This window comes from Rothia similimucilaginosa (assembly GCF_029850875.1).
Lineage (GTDB): Bacteria > Actinomycetota > Actinomycetes > Actinomycetales > Micrococcaceae > Rothia.
Window position 1 is genome coordinate 129,084 of record NZ_JAOVAM010000003.1, and the last position, 19,151, is coordinate 148,234.

At 59.3% G+C, this 19,151-nt stretch carries 15 protein-coding genes, 1 tRNA gene and 1 riboswitch; of the genes, 7 read left to right on the forward strand and 9 right to left on the reverse strand.

All coding sequences use genetic code 11. The features are described from left to right. The first annotated feature begins 77 nt into the window (after positions 1-77). The gene (locus QFX05_RS03370; RefSeq protein ID WP_279740930.1) at positions 78-1,256 is read left to right on the forward strand and encodes a VIT1/CCC1 transporter family protein; all 1,179 of its coding nucleotides are present in this window, start codon (positions 78-80) and stop codon (positions 1,254-1,256) included. A gap of 217 nt (positions 1,257-1,473) precedes the next feature. Here QFX05_RS03370 and sucD read toward each other — a convergent pair whose 3' ends face one another. The 4 genes from sucD to QFX05_RS03390 all read right to left on the reverse strand — a co-directional run bounded on the left by sucD (position 1,474) and on the right by QFX05_RS03390 (position 7,164). Next, on the reverse strand, positions 1,474-2,391 hold the full coding sequence (sucD, locus tag QFX05_RS03375) for a succinate--CoA ligase subunit alpha (protein ID WP_005504562.1): 918 nt from the start codon (positions 2,389-2,391) through the stop codon (positions 1,474-1,476). A gap of 29 nt (positions 2,392-2,420) precedes the next feature. Next, positions 2,421-3,587, reverse strand: a complete 1,167-nt coding sequence (sucC, locus tag QFX05_RS03380) for an ADP-forming succinate--CoA ligase subunit beta (RefSeq protein ID WP_005504561.1) — start codon at positions 3,585-3,587, stop codon at positions 2,421-2,423. A 459-nt stretch (positions 3,588-4,046) separates the two neighbouring features. Beyond that, positions 4,047-6,914, reverse strand: coding sequence for a UvrD-helicase domain-containing protein (locus QFX05_RS03385; protein WP_279740934.1), 2,868 nt, complete (start codon positions 6,912-6,914; stop codon positions 4,047-4,049). Between the two features lie 177 nt (positions 6,915-7,091). Continuing rightward, a tRNA-Arg gene (locus QFX05_RS03390) sits at positions 7,092-7,164 on the reverse strand. A 162-nt stretch (positions 7,165-7,326) separates the two neighbouring features. Here QFX05_RS03390 and QFX05_RS03395 point away from each other — a divergent pair. Next, the gene (locus tag QFX05_RS03395; protein ID WP_279740937.1) at positions 7,327-8,343 is read left to right on the forward strand and encodes a DUF4031 domain-containing protein; all 1,017 of its coding nucleotides are present in this window, start codon (positions 7,327-7,329) and stop codon (positions 8,341-8,343) included. Positions 8,344-8,494: 151 nt separating this feature from the next. On the opposite strand, the gene QFX05_RS03400 is transcribed toward QFX05_RS03395, so the two are convergent. The 3 genes from QFX05_RS03400 to QFX05_RS03410 form a co-directional block, all read right to left on the reverse strand. Beyond that, positions 8,495-9,097: a C40 family peptidase gene (locus tag QFX05_RS03400; protein ID WP_279740939.1), complete on the reverse strand. Its 603-nt coding sequence runs from the start codon at positions 9,095-9,097 to the stop codon at positions 8,495-8,497. Further along, positions 9,098-9,257, reverse strand: a riboswitch (cyclic di-AMP (ydaO/yuaA leader). Positions 9,258-9,954: 697 nt separating this feature from the next. Then, positions 9,955-10,659, reverse strand: coding sequence for a metal-dependent transcriptional regulator (locus tag QFX05_RS03405; protein WP_279740940.1), 705 nt, complete (start codon positions 10,657-10,659; stop codon positions 9,955-9,957). 210 nt (positions 10,660-10,869) lie between these two features. Further along, complete coding sequence (locus QFX05_RS03410) at positions 10,870-11,637, reverse strand: DUF3027 domain-containing protein (RefSeq protein WP_279740941.1); 768 nt, start codon at positions 11,635-11,637, stop codon at positions 10,870-10,872. Between the two features lie 151 nt (positions 11,638-11,788). Here QFX05_RS03410 and QFX05_RS03415 point away from each other — a divergent pair, with 151 nt between their 5' ends. The 4 genes from QFX05_RS03415 (at position 11,789) to QFX05_RS03430 (ending at position 15,034) form a co-directional block, all read left to right on the forward strand. After that, the gene (locus QFX05_RS03415) at positions 11,789-12,061 is read left to right on the forward strand and encodes a hypothetical protein (protein WP_279740943.1); all 273 of its coding nucleotides are present in this window, start codon (positions 11,789-11,791) and stop codon (positions 12,059-12,061) included. A 74-nt stretch (positions 12,062-12,135) separates the two neighbouring features. Beyond that, a complete protein-coding gene (locus tag QFX05_RS03420; RefSeq protein WP_279740944.1) occupies positions 12,136-12,840 on the forward strand; it encodes a response regulator transcription factor in 705 nt (234 codons plus the stop codon). Position 12,841: 1 nt separating this feature from the next. Next, the gene (locus QFX05_RS03425; RefSeq protein ID WP_279740946.1) at positions 12,842-14,341 is read left to right on the forward strand and encodes a sensor histidine kinase; all 1,500 of its coding nucleotides are present in this window, start codon (positions 12,842-12,844) and stop codon (positions 14,339-14,341) included. A gap of 402 nt (positions 14,342-14,743) precedes the next feature. Then, the gene (locus QFX05_RS03430) at positions 14,744-15,034 is read left to right on the forward strand and encodes a WXG100 family type VII secretion target (protein WP_279740947.1); all 291 of its coding nucleotides are present in this window, start codon (positions 14,744-14,746) and stop codon (positions 15,032-15,034) included. 230 nt (positions 15,035-15,264) lie between these two features. Here QFX05_RS03430 and QFX05_RS03435 read toward each other — a convergent pair whose 3' ends face one another. Then, positions 15,265-16,704 (reverse strand): RNase H family protein, encoded by a 1,440-nt coding sequence (locus QFX05_RS03435; protein ID WP_279741066.1) that lies wholly within the window; start codon positions 16,702-16,704, stop codon positions 15,265-15,267. Positions 16,705-16,887: 183 nt separating this feature from the next. On the opposite strand from QFX05_RS03435, the gene QFX05_RS03440 reads away from it, so the two are divergent. Next, a complete protein-coding gene (locus tag QFX05_RS03440) occupies positions 16,888-17,880 on the forward strand; it encodes a 4'-phosphopantetheinyl transferase family protein (protein WP_279740949.1) in 993 nt (330 codons plus the stop codon). A 134-nt stretch (positions 17,881-18,014) separates the two neighbouring features. On the opposite strand, the gene QFX05_RS03445 is transcribed toward QFX05_RS03440, so the two are convergent. After that, complete coding sequence (locus tag QFX05_RS03445; RefSeq protein WP_279740950.1) at positions 18,015-19,118, reverse strand: isochorismate synthase; 1,104 nt, start codon at positions 19,116-19,118, stop codon at positions 18,015-18,017. Positions 19,119-19,151: the final 33 nt, after the last annotated feature.

Consider the following 19,151-nt stretch of genomic DNA (forward strand, 5'->3'; position numbering starts at 1 on the left):
GCGCACAGACTTGAAGGCGTAACGGGTTGCTAACCGGCAAACCCGACACGTACCGCATGAGTAGCGGAAAGGGAACTATGAGCACGCACGCCCAGCACGAGCACGTCGAAGAAACCGAAAAGCTTCAGCCGGAAAACGCCACCACTGAAGCTTCGCGAACCACCCGCCATAGCGCCGTCACCTCCCCCTCCCCCGCGCAGATTAAGCGTTGGCGCCGCTACCTTGCCGATGAGGAGTCGGAGGCGCGCATCTACCGCTACCTGGCTCGCCGTGCAGAGGGTACCGATCGCGAAATCCTTCTGCAGGTTGCTAAGGCAGAGAAGCGTCACCAGCAACATTGGCGTGACATGCTCGGTGAGCACGCAAATGTGCACGTGCGCCCGTCCATTCAGTCTCTGGTATTGCAGTTCCTGGCAAAGAACTTTGGTTCGGTGTTTATTCTGGCGATGGCTCAGCGCGCCGAGTCCCGATCCCCCTACGCTGAGGACCCAGACGCTACCGAGGAAATGGCGGCTGACGAGGCGATTCACGAGGAGATTATTCGCGCCCTGGCGACTAACGGTCGCGAGAAGCTTTCGGGTAATTTCCGTGCGGCGGTTTTTGGCGCTAATGACGGTTTGGTGTCGAATCTGGCGCTGATTATGGGTATTACTGCCTCGGGCGCATCCAGCTCAATGGTTCTGCTCTCGGGTATCGCGGGCCTGCTGGCGGGTGCACTGTCCATGGCGGCGGGTGAGTTCGTGTCAGTGCGTTCTCAGCGTGAGCTACTGGATGCATCCCAGCCAACCCAGGTGACCCTGCGTGTTGCACACGATTTGGATTTGGATTCGAACGAGCTGGAGCTTATTTACCGTGCCCGCGGTATGGAGCCGGAGGCGGCGCATCACCGCGCGATGGAGCGTTTCGGATACCTGGATTGTGATTGCGACCCGTCACTGTCTCATCGCGAGGATGAGGATCGTGAGGAGAACGTGGCTTTGGGCACCGATATTGGTGCCGCCGCTGCGTCATTTGCGTTCTTCGCTTCGGGTGCGTTGATCCCGATTCTGCCCTATATTTTCGGTTTCTCGGGTGTGTTCGCGATGGTGCTGTCTCTGCTGTTTGTGGGTGCGGCTCTGGGCTTCACCGGCGGCGTGGTGGGTCTGCTGTCAGGTGCTTCCCCGCTCAAGCGCGGTATCCGTCAGATTCTAATTGGTTTCGGCGCGGCGTTTGTCACCTACCTGCTGGGTTTGGCATTTGGTACAACGGTTGCCTAGTCGCAACTCCCCCAATAAGCTTTCAACAAGTGTATATAGCCGCTCATGCATGTGTTGCATTCCCCTGCAAATGCCACAGCCTAAGCGCAAAGAAACCCCGGCGCACCCCCTGCACCTCCAGTATTTTTCGGCGCGCTGTCCCTGTTTAGTTCACTGTTAAAGCACAGATGCCGGTAGCCTCACGGGCTACCGGCATCTGCCGCATTATTTATGCTGTTTACTTCGCTGCGAAGATTTCGCGCATCAGGTTTGCAGCCTCGGAGGGGGTCTTACCGACCTTCACGCCTGCTGCTTCCAGAGCTTCCTTCTTCGCCTGAGCGGTACCGGAGGAACCGGAGACAATAGCGCCTGCGTGGCCCATAGTCTTACCCTCAGGAGCGGTGAAGCCTGCGATGTAACCAACGACGGGCTTGGTCACGTTTGCCTTGATGTACTCTGCAGCACGCTCCTCAGCGTCACCACCAATCTCACCAATCATGACGATTGCTTCGGTCTCGGGGTCAGCTTCGAAAGCTTCCAGCGCGTCGATGTGGGTGGTGCCGATAATCGGGTCGCCACCAATACCGATAGCGGTGGTGAAACCAATATCGGACAGTTCGTACATCAGCTGGTAGGTCAGGGTACCGGACTTGGAGACCAGACCAATCTTGCCCTTACCGGTAATGTTCGCCGGGATAATACCGACCAGGCACTCCTCGGGGGAGATGATGCCGGGGCAGTTGGGGCCGATGATGCGGGTAATCTGCTTGCCGTTCTCGTCCACGGATGCCTTAGCAGCTGCCCAGAACTCTGCAGAGTCCTGAACCGGAACGCCCTCGGTGATAACGACGACAAGGCCGATCTTAGCCTCGATAGCCTCGAGAACTGCTGCCTTGGTGAAGGCCGGGGGAACGAAGACGATGGAAACGTTCGCACCGGTCTTCTCCATAGCCTCAGCCACGGAACCGAACACGTTCAGCTCAATGTCGGAGCCGTCCTTCGCCTTATGGGTGACGGTGGTGCCAGCCTTGCGAGCGTTCACGCCGCCCACAATGTTGGTGCCCGCTGCGAGCATGCGTGCGGTGTGCTTGGTACCCTCGCCACCGGTGATGCCCTGAACGATGACCTTGGAGTCCTTGTTCACAAAGATAGACATATTACTTCCTTGAAATCCTTTGCTGGCGATTACGCCTTGTGAGCGAGCTCTGCTGCCTTGTCAGCGCCGGAGTCCATGGTCTCAGCCAGAACAACCAGCGGGTGGTTCGCCTCGGAGAGGATGCGGCGACCCTCAGCAACATTGTTGCCGTCCAGGCGTACAACCAGAGGCTTGGTTGCTGCATCGCCCAGAATCTCCAGAGCCTTCACAATGCCGTCTGCCACTGCGTCACATGCGGTGATGCCGCCGAAGACGTTCACGAAAACGCTCTTGACCTGCTCGTCACCCAGAATGATTTCCAGGCCAGCAGCCATAACCTCAGCGGACGCGCCGCCACCAATATCAAGGAAGTTCGCGGGCTTGACATTGCCGTGGTTCTCGCCAGCGTAGGCAACGACGTCCAGGGTGGACATAACCAGACCTGCACCGTTACCAACGATGCCGACCTCGCCGTCCAGCTTCACGTAGTTCAGGTCGAACTGCTTTGCCTTAGCTTCCAGCGGGTTCTCAGCGGACTTGTCCACGAGAGCCTCGTGCTCGGGCTGGCGGAATTCTGCGTTGTCGTCGAGGGAGACCTTGCCGTCCAGGGCGAGGATGGTACCCTCAGGGGTCAGAACGAGGGGGTTAACCTCAACCAGGGTTGCGTCTTCCTTGGTGTAGACCTCGCCCAGCTTGACGAGAACGGGAACAACCTTCTCCTGCAGTTCTGCGGAGAAACCTGCTGCCTTAGCAATTTCCTCAGCCTTAGCCTGGTCCAGGCCAACCAGCGGGTCAACCTCGATCTTTGCCAGCGCCTCGGGGCGCTCAGCAGCGAGCTGCTCAATTTCCATACCGCCTTCTACCGAGCACATTGCCAGGTAGGAGCGGTTTGCACGGTCCAGCAGGAGGGAGAAGTAGTATTCTTCGGCGATGTCTGCGCCGTCAGCGACCAGCACGCGGTGAACGGTGTGGCCCTTGATGTCCATGCCGAGAATTGCCTTAGCGTGCTCGTAAGCTTCTTCGGGGGACTTTGCGAGCTTAACGCCGCCAGCCTTACCACGGCCACCGGTCTTAACCTGAGCCTTAATAACGGTCAGGCCGCCAATTTCCTCAGCTGCTGCCTTTGCTTCTTCAGGGGTGGTCGCAACAATGCCCTTGAGCACGGGTACACCGTGCTTTGCGAAGAGCTCGCGCGCCTGGTATTCGAAAAGGTCCACAGGTGTCCTTCTTCTTCGAAGTGGTGCCGAGTACTGGTGCACTCGGCTTGGTCATTAGAGGAGCCTTCCCCTGTGTGTCCGGTACGTGCGATGGGCGTCTCTCGCACCCGGCGCACACACATCATTGACGCGGGGAATTTCTCTCGTCTCTACTCTATCGGATTCGGCGTGAGCTCGCACTCACAGAGCCCCAAATCTGAGATTTTAGCGACTCAGCTCACAAATATTTTGGGTACATTTCACCCAAAGGCTGCGTACCGGGTAACTAACCCAAACTAACGCTCCCCCATCTGCCGCGAAATGCCAGCGAAAATGCGGCGTTTACCGCCCTACTCTGCAAAGCCCCGGCCACCTTCTCAGCAGGCGAACAACACGCCCGGCACAGCACACAAAAGAGGGGCGGGCACCCTCAGGTGCCCTCCCCTCCATCGGCATTGTTAGGTTCGCACGCCTGACGCGTTAGCTCACCTTCTCCAGCGGCGCGTAACGCAGTAGCAAGCGCTTCTCTTCCGAACCGAAGCGAACTTTCGCCACAGTCTTATCGCCGCTACCCTCAACGGCGAGCACGCGGCCCTCACCGAACTTGGTGTGTCGCACGGTATCGCCGACCGCCAGAGTCGGGATTTCCTTGCTCTGGTGCACGCGGGAACGGTTCGTCACCTTCGAGGAGGCAGCCGCCGCCAGCCCGTAGCTTGCCGAGCCGTTAATATCCGCGGTGGACGGCTCAGAACGGCCTGCGGGGCGAGAATCGTAGGGGTCGTAGGAGCCACGCGAACTACCGGAGCTGTAACCACCGGAACCGTAGCCGGAACGAGAACCACCCGAATAGCCGCCACCATACGAGCTACCGTAGGAGCTGCCGCCGTAGGAACCGCCACCGCGAGCGCCATACGCGCCCATACCGGAGGCACCAAAGCCCGAGAAACCGGCGGTACGCTTCCATTCGATGAGCTCCTCCGGAATTTCCTCCAGGAAGGGTGAAGGCGGGTTGAACTGGCTCTTACCCCACATGGTGCGGGTCTCAGAGCGGGTCAGGTACAGGCGCTCCATGGCGCGGGTCAGACCCACGTATGCCAGGCGGCGCTCCTCGCTCATTTCCTTCTCGTCGGTCAGGGCACGCTGATGCGGGAACAGGCCGTGCTCCATTCCGGTCAGGAACACCACCGGGAACTCCAGACCCTTGGCGGTGTGCAGGGTCATGAGGGTGACCATACCCTGTGCCTTCGCCTCAGCTGCCTCGGCAGCAATCTGCGCGGCGGAAGCGTTCTCACCCTCCGCACTGGCGGGGCGGTTCGGGATCGAGTCGGCATCGGCGACCAGAGCCACGTGTTCAAGGAACTGCTCCAGGTCAGCGCCGGGGTTCTCGGTCTCGAACTCGACCATGGCGTCGAGCAGCTCAGAGAGGTTCTCCACGCGCGATTCGTCCTGAATGTCCTTGGAGGCACGCAAAGCTGCAAGGTACCCGGTCTGCTCCAGAACCGCTTCCAGGCAGGTTGCGGCGGGCTCGGTACGGGCAATCTGCGCCAAATCGTCCATGAGACGCACGAATTCGGCGTACTTCTTCACGGCAGCGGCGCCCAGGCCGGGGATGTCGGCCGCCTGGCGTGCGGCGGTGTAGAAGGAGATGCGGTTTGCACTCGCGTACTCCGCCACCACGGACTCAGACTTGGCACCGATACCGCGCTTGGGCTCGTTCAGGATGCGGCGCACGTTCACGTCATCGTCGGGGTTGCTCAGGGCGCGCAGGTACGCCAGGGCGTCCTTGATTTCCTTACGCTCGTAGAATCGGGTGCCACCGACTACCCGGTAGGGCAGGCCGGCGCGCATGAGCATGTCCTCAAGGGTTCGGGACTGCGCATTGGTGCGGTAAAAGATAGCGACGTCACCTGGCTGCACGCCGTGCTCATCGGCAAGGCGATCAATTTCGCGGGTGATGTAGCGTGCCTCGGCGTGCTCGGATTCAGCGACGTAACCGATGATTTTCGTGCCCGCACCGGAGGCGGTCCACAGCTTCTTGGGGCGACGGTCGGGGTTGCGTTCAATGACCGCGTTCGCCGCGGAGAGGATGTTCTGCGTGGAACGGTAGTTCTGTTCCAGCAGAATCGTGTGGGCGTTCGGGTAGTCCTTCTCAAAGTCCGTGATATTGCGGATATCCGCACCACGGAAGGCGTAGATGGACTGGTCGGAGTCACCCACCACGGTCAGCTCGGCAGGGGGCACGGCGTCCGGGTAGGGGCCGCGGTCAGCCGGTGCCTTCGCATGGGCGCCAACCAGTTCACGCACCAGCTGGTACTGGGCGTGGTTGGTGTCCTGGTACTCATCTACGAGGACGTGGCGGAACTTGCGGCGATAGTAGTTCGCGATTTCGGGGAACTTCTTGAGCAAAAAGACGGTGCGGCCAATCAGGTCGTCAAAGTCGAGGGAATTGGCGGCACGCAGACGTTGCGTGTAGACGGTATAAATCTGCGAGATAGTCTTCTCGTATGGGTTATCGCTAGCCACGCGGGAGGCATACACTTCGGCGCTGACCAGCTCGTTCTTCAGCGCGGAGATGCGGTTGCCCACGGCCTTGGCGGTGAACTTCTTGGTGTCCAGGTTGAGCTCTTTAATGATCAGGCTCAGCAGGCGCTGCGAGTCGGTCGAATCGTAGATGGTGAAGGTGGACTTCAGACCCAGGGCGGCGGCCTCACGGCGCAGCACGCGCACGCAGAAGCTGTGGAAAGTAGAAATCCACATGTGCTTGGCGCGCGGGCCGACCAGCGCCTCAATACGTTCACGCATTTCGGCGGCAGCCTTGTTGGTGAATGTGATAGCGAGGATCTGGCCGGGGGTCGCGCGGTGGGTTGCGAGCAGGTAAGCGATGCGGTGGGTGAGCACGCGGGTCTTGCCGGAGCCGGCGCCCGCGACGATGAGCAGGGGCGACCCAGAGTGCAACACGGCTTCTTCCTGCCGTTCATTGAGCCCGGCGGTGAGGGAGGCGGGATCCACAGCGTTGAGGCTGTGGGTGCGTTCGTTATAGGGGTCAGCGGGGTCGAAGTCCTCGCCGTAGCCGCCGACACGGTAGGCGGGCGGCATGAAGTCACCGAGCGGATCTGCGGCGGTGAAGGCTGCGGGTGCGACGGGTACGTCCTGGGCGTGTGCCTCCATCATCGGAGCATCCATGGCAGGGGCGTGGTAGTCATCCTCGGCAGGAGGTACATCGTAGTAGGGGTCGAAGGGCGGCTCATCATCCACTACCGGTGCTGCGGGGGTGACAAGTTCGGCGGCGAACAGGCCATCCTGTTCGGTGAAGGGCTGCTTCTGCTGTTCGGGCTTGTCGCTCATCATCTACCTCGCTGCCTAGAATACACGTTCGATATTCCATGCTACCGCATTTACTCCGCAGCTCCCACCCGTTCAGTCACCCGCCACTCCATCATTCGAGCAGAAACAGAGAAACCGCCCGCGCCTGCTAATGCAAGCGACGGGCGGTTTTCTCGTACCGGTGTGACTACCGGTTCTGTGTGCCCCCGAGACGATTCGAACGTCCGACACCTTCTTTAGGAGAGAAGTGCTCTATCCCCTGAGCTACGAGGGCGTACCTATCCAGTATAAAGCACCCCGCACCGCGAGTCCGCATAGCCCGCCCAAGCCGCCAGCATCCACCGGTTGTCACGCCGCGCTATTCCCCTGTCCCAACCCGTGTTCGCCACCCGAAGACACCCGCTTCCGGCGGCAGAACCACTCCTACAATGTACAAATGAGCATCTACATTGACCCGCCCACCTGGCCCGCACACGGCACCGTCTTCTCACACCTCATCTCCGATGTCTCACTGACGGAACTGCACAAATTCGCCGCAGCTGGTGACATCAGTGAGCGCGCCTTCGACCGCGACCACTATGATGTTCCAGCACACCTCTACAAGGATCTAGTACGGGCAGGTGCGAAGGAACTCAGTGGCGCGCAGCTGACTCGCACGCTCATTGCGAGCGGTCTGTGGATTCCCCTGAAGGAGCGCCCCGAGAAGATTCGCCCGCGTCTGCTTCGCGCCTGGGAGGCGGCGTTTACTCCCCGTCTCAAGCGTGTGGAGGCTCCTACCGAGCTACGGGCTCAACTCACGGCGCAGGTGGTGGAACTGGGTGAGAGCATGCTTCATGCGTGGGAACAGCCGCACCGAGCCTACCACCACAGCGGGCACCTTTCACAGATGCTCACCGATCTGGACCGCCTCCACGCACATCGCGCCCAGGCAGGTTCTACCCCCCTGGCATTGATTCTGGCGGCGTGGTTCCACGACGCGGTCTATGAGGGCACACCGGGTGATGATGAGCGCCGCAGCGAGCAGCTAGCGAGCGCCTCCCTGAAGCCGCTAGTTACCGCGGGTCTACTCACCGAGCACGAGCTGCAGATGGTGAGCCTTCTGGTGCGTGCCACGGCAACCCACAAGCTTCCCAAGTCTGCCGATCTACCGGCGGGCTATGAACCGGCCGATATTGAGCTCTTCCTCGATGCCGATATGGCTATCCTGGCAGCTGATTCGGCACGCTACCGCCGTTACCTGCGCGGAGTGCGTAGCGAGTACTCCCATTTTGACGATGAGGCGTTCCGTACCGGTCGTACGACCTTCCTGCGTTCCATCCTGGGCCGCGAGCGCATCTTCCTCTCCGAACAGGCTCTACAGCTCTGGGAGGAGCCCGCGCAGGCTAATCTGCGTGCTGAGCTCAGCGAGTGGGAGCAGGAGCCGCAGAGGCTTCTGCAAGCTCTGATATCCTAGCCGCATACAGCTGAGAATGCACCCACGTTAAGATGCACTCTCGACGGTATTGTCACGGAATCTCTCGGGTATGCAAATGGCGCCCACCCCATATGGGGTGGGCGCCATTTTGAAGTATGTTGGGCTAGACCCAGCTCTTATGCGCTAAGGCTTAGAGAGCGGTGTAGTAGCCGTCAACGGACATCCAGGAGGTGGGGTGTACCAGGGTACCGTTGGTGGGGTTCAGAGCGGAAATCATCTTGCCGTTGCCCAGGTAGATACCAACGTGGCTGTAGCCGTTCTGGAAGACGATGTCGCCGGGCTGGGGGTTAGCGGTCGGGCGCAGCTCGTTCTTCATTGCGTAGGTGAAAGCGGTCAGCTTGATGCCGTGCTGAGCAAAAACCCAGGAGGTGAAGCCGGAGCAGTCCCATGCACCGAAGGTCTTGCCGCCCCAAACGTATGCGCCACCCAGTCCGCTCATTGCGGTTGCAACGATTGCATCGCGAGATGCGTTACCGGTGGAAGCGGAGGAAGCTGCGGGTGCCGGAGCTGCAGCGGGTGCAACGTAAGCCTGCTGGTTCTCAGCCTGGGGTGCAACATAGGTGGTTGCGGGGGTGTTGTAGCTGGTGTAATCGAACTCGTAGTTGGTGTAGTCGTAGGACAGATCAGCAGCAGCCGGAATCTGTGCGAATGCGTTCGCGGGAACGGTTGCGCCGAGCAGGAGTGCGCCTGCAGCAATGGTTGCACCTGCGGTACGTACGATCTTCTTAGCCATTGGTAATTCCTCCATTGCCTGACGAGGTGAGCTGTCGGACTCGAGCATGGATTCGCTCGGCCACCGAAGTGACTTAGCCCCGAGGCTTCTCGATTGAGAAGCCGTATCCCAGCTTGGGGATTGGGTCCCCCGCTTCTGCCATATTGGGTAGACGTTACATCGAAGCGTTGGCAGAACTCAGCGGAACCGCTCCGACGGTGCCCTCTTACGATGAGGATTTTGGCACAAATCGAGAATACACAGAAAACTCCCAGTTGTCACCTCATTTGGACTTAAATTTTGAGCTTTCTCCCCCGGTGGAACGGAGCGAGTTTGGGCGGTCAGAACCCCGCTTATTTGCGGGCAATTAATTAATTTAAGGCATTTGACTAGGTATTTCACAAGGATACACATTCGCTTTTAACGCACACCGCACCTTAAGGACGTGGTTCAAAACTCATAAAAATGAACCTCGTCTCTTAAGGTTTTACCCCCCCATTACCCACCCAGAAACCGGCTTGTCCCTCAGTTTCAACTTCAGATTTAAGCGAAAACCACGAAAAATGCACTCAAGCACAGCTGCCAAAGAGTTATGAGAGGAGTATATGCTCGCTCACGCGAGAGTGGTCTGCACCACTGATACACGCCGTTTAATTCACCTTTTGTAGCCCGAATACGCCGCATTCCTCCGCTTTTGCCCATTTCTTCCCGTATATACGGCGTTTTGCGCCAATTATTGAGCTAAATCGTCACTATCTAGACAAAGTCAGTTCTCGGGAAGCAACGGCACAAAAAACGGTGGTACCGCCTCCTCAAGTAAGAAGGCGATACCACCGTTTAAAGCGTGAAGCGGGTTAGTAGACTCTCAAAACTGGAGCTTAGAGGCTGCCACCGCGCTTGACCACAATTGCGTTTGCCACGTCCATATCCAGGGAGAGGGTGTCCTCTTCACCATCGGCGTGAACAATCACATCATTGTTCTGGCCAGCAACCACGGACACCGAAGCGCCGTAGACAATACCTGCGTCAGCCAGCAGTTTCAGCAGCTCAACGTCAGTCTGAATGGACTCGGGGAAGCGAGAAACGGTGAAACGATCCTCGGGACCGGAGTCACGTGCAGCCAGGGACATGGGTACGGTGCGCTCGTCATTCTTCTCGCTAGTATGACCCAAATACTCCAGGCCGGGGATAGCGTTACCGTACGGCGAGAACTTGGGGTCCTTGAGCATCTCCAGGATGCGCTTCTCCACCTTGTCACTCATGACATGCTCCCAGCGGCATGCCTCTTCGTGCACGTACTCAAGTTCCAGACCAATAATATCGGAGAGCAGGCGCTCAGCTAGGCGGTGCTTACGCATCACCTCAACAGCCTTGTGGCGACCTTCCTCAGTCAGTTCGAGGTGGCGATCCGGCTCAACTGTGAGCAGGCCGTGCTTCTCCATACGCGCCACAGTCTGGGAAACGGTCGGGCCGGAGTGCTCGAGTCGTTCAGCGATGCGCGCACGCATGGGGACAATGCCCTCTTCCTCCAGTTCGAGGATGGTGCGCAAATACATCTCTGTAGTATCGATGAGGTCTGTCATATATCTCTCCCAGCTATCACCACAACAGTGCTTAGATAGCACTGCCTAAGTCGTTACTTATTCAATAATCTATTATGTACTTTTTCAGCGGCTTTTGCCACGGCTTAAGTCATTGAGTCGCCCAACAATAACCATTGGACGACTCAATACAACACCTTATATATACATTTTGTTATCCCACCCTTTATTAAGAGGAGTGGACAGTAGGCTCTACTCTGCGGACTCAGCCTCGGCAATTTCCTCCGCAGCAGAAGCGTTCTGCGTGGTTTCCTTCTCCGCCGAGTTGTTCTCTACGGGCTCACCGGACTCAGCAGATTCCTCAGTAGTTGCATCAGATTCTGCGTTCTCCTGCGCGGCGTTCTCCTCCAGGTCTTCCGGGCGAACGCGGTCAGCCCACGGAACCCAATCTGGCGCGATGAGCGCATCATCACCGGGCAGCAGGCCTACCTCACAGATCGTTGCCACGCGGGAGCGAGGCGCACGCGAGAGGGTCGCAAACCAGAACCAGCCACGGTAACCGGGCAGGGTGCACTCAAACAGGTGAGTGCTCAAGCGCTCTTCCTCGGCGCGCACATGGTGAACCAGACCGATAGCGTGTGCAGGGGCGATTTCTCGCACACCCTGCAGTGCTACATCCTTAGCGGCGGCAAGAATCTCATCCACCTTAGAGGTGCGGCGCAGCTTGTGCGGAACACCCAGGGAGGGGGCCCCTACCTCTTCATCCAGCGGGGTGAAGGGGTCGGGGGTGGAATCTTCGTCCTGTTCAGTTTCTTCGGCAGCGGATTCCTCGGAAGTAGATTCTTTCGCAGGCGTCCCAGCCACCTCAGGCTCCTCAGCGTTCACGGAGGGCTGAGTCTCAGCAGGTACAGCGCTACCCTCGTCAGCACTCTCAGACGCGGCAGAAGGCACAGCGGACTCTGCGGGCGCGTTAGTAGCGGGTGTAGTTTCGGGGAGCAGTTCAATAACCTGTTCAGACATACCCCTATTAAAGCATCTCGGGTGCACAAACAGTGTGGCCGCTCCCCCAAGCTTCACATACACTGTGAATTTGGGTGAATTTGGGTCTCAAACCGCTAAATCTGGGGATTCGCCCACGAACAGCTATGTGTGAGCTGATACCGTTAAATCCATGAGTAATGAACCCGCACAGGACAAGCACAACACTGCAGAGCAGACCCCTATATCCCTGCCCTATGCCGGAGCCATCCGCTGGCTCGGTGCAGGCGGCGCGATTCTCGCCCTGCTTTGTCTGCTCACCGGAGTTGCCATGCTCGCGATGAAGTGGGTTGGGGCAACGCCGCCCGCCCTCATGAGCCAGATTCCGCTGGTCCTCCTACCCGTCGCTTTTATTGCACTCATGGCTGCACTGTTCTTGTCGGTCATGCGCCGCAACAAGGCATAGAGATTCGAGCCTCAAGCTCACACGCATCATTCACTTATCAAGTACAGCCTGCCATTCAGAGAGAAAGATAGAGTATGTCTGCTGAAGCAAAACTCCTAGTCGTCGATGACGAGTTCAACATTCTTGAATTGCTCGCCACCTCCCTGCGTTTTGCCGGTTTTGAAGTAGTTACCGCCGGTAACGGCCGCGAAGCCCTCGAAAAGGCACACGCCGAAAACCCCGACCTCATTGTCCTGGACGTCATGATGCCCGGCATGGACGGTTTCGAGGTGACGCGCCGCCTACGCGAAAACGGCACCACCACCCCCGTACTCTTCTTGACGGCGAAGGACGCCACCGAAGACAAGGTAACCGGTCTGGGTGTCGGCGGCGACGACTACGTCACCAAGCCCTTCTCTCTCGACGAGGTGATTGCCCGCATCCACGCCATTCTACGCCGTAGCCGCAGTATCCAGGATGAGGATGATGCCGTACTGCGCGTTGATGCCCTCAGCCTGAACGTGGACACCCACGAAGTGTTCCTCGATGACGAAGAGATTGACCTCTCCCCCACCGAGTTCAACCTGCTACACTACCTGATGCTCAACGCCAACCGCGTACTGTCCAAGGCGCAGATTCTCGACCACGTGTGGGAGTACGACTTCAATGGCGACTCCTCCATCGTTGAGTCCTATATTTCCTACCTACGCCGCAAGATTGACAACAACCGTGAAAACCACGAGCCGCTCATCCACACCAAGCGCGGTGTGGGCTATATGATTCGCGGTTCTCGAGGCTAACGTGGCGCTCAAACCCCTCGACCGGATTCCCCAGTCTCTCTCCCTTCGCACCCAGCTGGTGCTCATCACTTCCATGCTCATCGCCCTCTCCATTGCGGTGACGAGCCTGGTTGCGATTTCCGCTCTGCGCGCCCAGATGGTGCATCAGTTGGACGAAGAGATGAAAAGCAGCGCCCCTTCACTCGTGCAGCTGGCGACCGTACGCCCCTCCGGCAATCAGGAACAATCCCTGAGCACCTACCGCCTGTACCTGCTCGATAAGGATGGCAACGTACTGTACTCGCTCAAGTCTGAGGACAGCGAACAGTTCAGCGAGCCGGTGCTGCAGGGCTGGACCGAAGAGAAGGTTCGCAAGCAAAACGAGGAGGCGGTCACCGTCAACTCGATGGGCAGCTCCTCCGATTGGCGTGTGCTCGCCGTGCCCATTGTAGCCAACGACACGTCAGGTCTGTCGGAGGAGGCCTCCCTCATCATTGCCATGCCGCTGAAGCAAACGAACCAGGTGGTCGCCCTCGTGGGTGTGCTGACCTTTGCATTTGGTTTGGCAACTCTCGCCTCCGCAATTGCGATGACCTGGGTAATTGTGACCCGCACCTTCGAGCCGCTGGCTCGCGTGGAGCAGACCGCCGCCAAGATTGCTGCCGGTGACCTCTCTCAGCGTATTGAGGACTACAACCCCAGCAATGAGATTGGTAACCTCGCGGTTTCACTGAACACGATGCTCACCCAGATTGAAATGCTCTTCAAAGCCCGCGAGAAGAGCGAAGCCAAAATGCGCCGGTTCGTGGGTGACGCTTCGCATGAGCTACGCACCCCGCTGGTCAGTATTCGAGGCTACTCAGAGCTGTACCGTCAGGGCGCGCTACCGACCGATGAAGCTGTCGCTACCGCGATGAGCCGCATCGAATCGGAGTCCAAGCGTATGGGCCAGCTCGTAGAAGACCTACTGACCCTGGCACGTATTGATGAGCGCCGCGAATCCAAACTGGCGCCCTTCGACCTGTTCAATCTTGCGGTGGACGCTAGTAACGACGCCTACGCTACGGCACCCGATCGTGTAGTGTCCCTGGTGGGCCTGAACGAAGAGGTTGCGCCGACCTCCGCAATCGTGCTCGGTGACGAATCACGTCTGCGTCAGGTGGTGGCGAACCTACTGACCAATGCCATGCGCTACACCCCCAACGGTTCTCCCCTGGAGATTGCGGTGGGCGTGCGCGAAGAGGTTCCCGGTTTCCCACTGTCCGTGCTGGAGGTGCGCGACCACGGCCCCGGTATTCACGGCGAGGACCGTGAGCGCGTCTTCGAGCGTTTCTACCGCACCGATACTTCACGTTCGCGTGAGACCGGTGGTACGGGTCTGGGCCTGTCCATTGTGGCTGCGATTATTGAGCAGCATGAGGGCAGGATTCATATTGAAGAGACCGATGGTGGCGGTGCTACCTTCGTGATTTCTTTGCCGTTCTATCCGCCGCCTGTCTCGGACGATCAGCTGATGAAGTAACACTGACGCATAAACCCCCGGATTGTAGAACTTGAGTGTTCTACGGTTCGGGGGGTTTTGGTGTGCCCTGCAGGTGGGACTATATCGCGGCGAGGCGATAACTCTCGGCGGTGTGAGTGAGGAGAAGATACGAGGCTCAAGAACAGCAGGGCAATCTAGCGTACGTCATGGCGGCGTCATTTTCAGGAGGGTTTTCGATTTTTTCGAGATACTGGAGTGAATCTGGCGGGTTTATCCACAGATTTATCGAAACATCATTTTTCATCTCATTTGATACATTTTGAAGGATATATTGATAACAAGCTTCCGGTCAGGAACTCAACTCTTCCAGAGATCCAAAGCCCAAGCACCATCACGGGGCAACCGCCCCACCCATCTCACATATCTCAAAGGAGAAAAACCATGGCACAGTTCAATGTCGATTCCGAAGTCATCGCAGCCAAGAGCGCACAGGCACGATCCTACGTCGCATCCATCACCGCAGACGTCAACGGTATGACCTCATCCCTACACGACCTGCAGAGCTCCTGGACCGGCTCTGCATCCGCTAACTTCCAGGGTGTTCTGGACCAGTGGCACGCAACCCAGCGCCAGGTCGAAGCGTCCATCACCCAGATCAACGAGGCACTTACCCGCGCAGGTGTGAACTACGCAGACACCGAGCAGGCTAACGCCTCCATGTTCGTCGGCTAAGAGGTCAGGGCAATAAGCCCAGAAGCCCACCCGCAGGCAGGCGGGTAGATCGGGCGGCTAAAAGGTCCCGACCGCATGGCACACCGCCCGCCAGACTCACTAGAAGTCGGCGAACATTGAGAAAAGCCCCACCGCATCCTCGCAAGTGAGGATGCGGTGGGGCTTTATTGCACGAAAATCTTTGGATCCAAGAGCCCAATCCTTAGGAGCCGAGCGTTAGGAGTTCAGCTTTAGGAGGCGGGGGTCTCCTGGCGGAAACGCAGACGCCACAGGCCGCGCTCAGCGTCGTAATGCCAGATGCTCGAACGGCTCACGCGGCCGCGTGCGGTGGCAACCGCCGCCATGACCAGCACACTAGAAGTATCCAACACCTGCACACCTTGCTTGAGCGGGGCACCCTGCTGGGTGAAGGCGCGTTCGCGGTACTGCAGCACCGAGGAGCGGGACACCGACTTGCCGGTGGCGGTAACCCATACCAGACGCTCGTGCAGCATAGACTCCAGCTGCGCCGCCTCCATAACGGAGCCGCGGCTTTCGAGTAGCTGTTCTGTGGTGGCGGCCTCCTCAGGGTTCAACGCAAGCGCGGCGGGAGCAGGATCAGCGGGCGCGGGTGCAGATGGATGGGTATGCGCAACAGGCTGAGCGGACTCTACGGTCTGTGCGGGTATCGCGGCTGGCTCTATGGCAGGCTCTGCCGCCTGATTTTCTGCGTGTTCTTCCGTCTCACCTAGAAGTTCCGCCGGGTCAACATCATTCGGGTCCAAGCCCGCGAACTCTTCCAGGCCGGTCAGGTCATCCTCTTCTTCCATCTGCGCGCCATTGGATGCCTGCTGAGCGGTCTCCTGTTGGTGCGCCAGTGCCTTTGCATCACGCTCAGCGGCACGCTCTGCCGCGAGCGCCAACTGTTCCTTACGGGCGCGGACCGCTTCCAGATCGGGGGCATTCATCGCGGATGCAGGGCGCAGCAGACCGGACAGGCGCAGGCTCTCCATACCGCGCTGGGCGTTCTCAATCTCGGCTGCGGTGAATTCCTGTACAGGCAGGTGGGCATTCGCAGAAGACTCAGAGGGTGCCGAATCAGAGAGAGCAATGTCAGAAAGTGCAGGTTCCGCAGTCGGAGCATTCACAATCGGGGCTTCAACAGCCGGAACATCAACAGCCGGAGCCTCTACAGGCTTAGCCGCAGTAGCGGGTTCAGCAGAGGCTCCAAAGCCGGGACCGTGCGCGGGCTCGCGGCCCTCCTGGTAGGCGCGGGCAGCACCATTTGCCAGGGAGTCCGCCTTCTCGTTGAGCTCGTGACCCGCATGGCCCTTCACCCAAATAAACTCGTAATCGCGGCCGGTCAGCGCCTGATCTAACGCCTCCAGAAGCTCGCGGTTGAGTACGGGCTTGCCGTCAGACTTCTTCCAGCCCTTCTTCTTCCAGCCGGGCATCCACTTGGTCAGCGAGTTAATGACGTACTGGCTATCGCAGTACACGCGCAGCTTCGCCTCCGGGCGGGATGCGGTTGCCTCGAACAGGTCCAGAACAGCCTTGAGCTCACCCATGTTGTTGGTGCCGTGCGTACAGCCGCCGCTCGCCCAGTGGTCGTTATCGATATACCATGCCCAGCCCGCCGGTCCGGGGTTGCCCAGCGCCGAGCCGTCTGCGGCGGCAATAATCTCTTGCATGCTGTTCACGGTACCTTCTTTCTGCGCCGCTGCTCTATCGTGCGGGCGGCTGTCCGTAATGATGTCTGAGATGACTTTACCGCACCGGCGGCGAGGGTGCGTAGCGCGCAGTTACAGCTGTGGACAACCTCATGCTACCTCGTAGCGCCATTTGCCGTAATGCCGGGCGGGTACACTAAACCTATGAGCTATTCTGCCCCCAAAACACCCAGCGCACAGCACCCGGAGCTCCCTACCGCCCGTCCGAGCGAGCGTGTGCAGATTTTCGCTCTTCTCACCCGCACGATGTACGGTTCCCTGCGTTTTAGCTGGTTGAGCTACCTGGGTCTTGCTGAGCAACAGCATGCGGCGCAGTTGCCGACCTCCACGGCGGCAGTTAGCTATCTGAGCACTCAGGCGCTCATGCGCGCTATGGCGGCGGCTCGTCTGGATGTGCCTTCGAGTGCCGCTTCTGAGATCGAGGTGGATCGTTCCTGTGCCCTGTGCACCAGCGGCAAGAAGCACGGTAAGCCGCGTATTGCGGGCGTGAATTTCAATATGTCGCAGGTGAATCCGCTGGTGGTTGGTGCGTTTAGCCGTAACACCTCGGCAGTACTTGGCGTGGATGTTGAGACCCTGGATGCGCGCCTGTTCTCCGGTTTTGCGCGTCTGGCGCTCTCAAATGAAGAACGTGCGTTCTATGAGCGGGTGGCGCAGGAACGCCCAGCACCCGTACTGCATCTGCTTTCTGTGGCGCTGTGGACCGCTAAGGAGGCGGTGCTCAAGGCGACCGGTCACGGCCTGAGCGTGGTGCCCTCCCTGGTTCGATTGCAGCTCACCGATGAGCTGCTAGATGCGCTCGAGCTTGCCATGAACGAGGAGGTTCCGGGGGACCTTCTGGACAGTGACGTTCCCGAGCCGGCTGCCCTGCGTGTGCTGACCCAGGACAGGGTTGCCACCCAAGCGACCTTTAGCGCCCCCCAGGGCGGCAATCAGGGCGGCAAAGCTATCGAGCGAAACTTTAGCCTGCAGTGGGTTCCCGTGGCACTGCCCGACGCAGAGAACCCCGAGCACACGCAGAAGATGCTCATCGCCCTGGCGGTGGAGAGCCCGACCGAGGGTGAGCCCGCGCAGGTTGAGGCTCAGCTTCTGCCGGTGGCTACTCCCCTGGAACTCAAGCGCCTGCTCACCGATTAGCCACGCTCATTCCCCTAACAATTTATACAACGACTGAACGCGCCCGCCATGCCAGCGGGCGCGTTCAGTCGTTGTATTCTGCTGTTTTTATTCGGCCGTTGTATTCTGCCTCGTCAAGGCGTTCGAGGCAGACCCTACGGGGTATCTTCACCCAGGGTATCCACGCCCAGGGCGCGGCCGAAGCTACCGAGCTTCGTGCCGGTCTCCGTATGTTCCAGCTCCGGATCGGACTCAGCCACAATACCCGCGCCGGCGTACAGCACCACCTCATCTGGGCTGACCTGGGCGCAGCGCAACACCAACGCCCACTCGCCATTGCCCTCAGCATCCATGTAGCCGACCAGACCGCCAAAGTAGCGGCGATCAAAAGACTCCAGCTCACGAATCATCTGCAGAGCCTTCTGAGTGGGTGCGCCACAAATCGCGGGAGTCGGGTGAATCGCGCGGGCACCGTCCAGGCAGGTCAACCCCTCCTTCAGCACGCCGTCAATGGGGGTTGCCAGGTGCCAAAGCTGAGGGGTCTGCAGCAGCGAGGGCACCTGCGGCACGTTCAGCTCCTCGGCGATGGGTGCCAGGCGCTCGGCAATATCGTTGATGACGTAGGCATGCTCGTCGCGGTCCTTCGGCGAGGCAAACAGGCGGTCACGAATCGCCTCATCCTCGGTGCTACCGGGCTCGGCAATGCGCGGGGCGCTACCGGCAAGCGGGTGGGTCTTGAAGGCGCGACCCTCGGTGCGGAACACCAGCTCCGGGGAGGCGCCCATCAGGTAGCTTCCGCTCATGCCACGCTCGCCCTCGGGCAGGCGCACCGCAAAGTTGAATGCGGAACGCTGCTGGGCGCGCAGGTTGTTATACAGCGCCTCCAGGTTGAGGGCACCGGGTGCGTAGCGGGCACGCAGAATACGAGAAAGCACAATCTTGCTCAGCTCACCCGTCTTCATGCGCTCCACGGCGGTCGCCACGGCGGCACGGAACCGGTCGTTCTGCCGGCCGGTGACAGATACCGGCTCGGCAAGCGCCACAGTCTGCTCGGGGACCGGTACCTGCTGCTCCTCCAAGCGTTCGGGCACGAAGAGGTAAGCGGGCATATCCGGGTCAAAAGGAATCAGGCCCACGACGGCACTACCGGCGCGTTTCGCCTCGTCCAGGGCATTATCGAAGGTGACAGGGGTCATCGCACCGGATGCGCGCAGGATGCGAGTGCCGGTAGCAAAGATAAAGTCGGGAAGGTTCGTCATCGTACTTCTATCAGTGGTGTGTGAGTTCGCGCC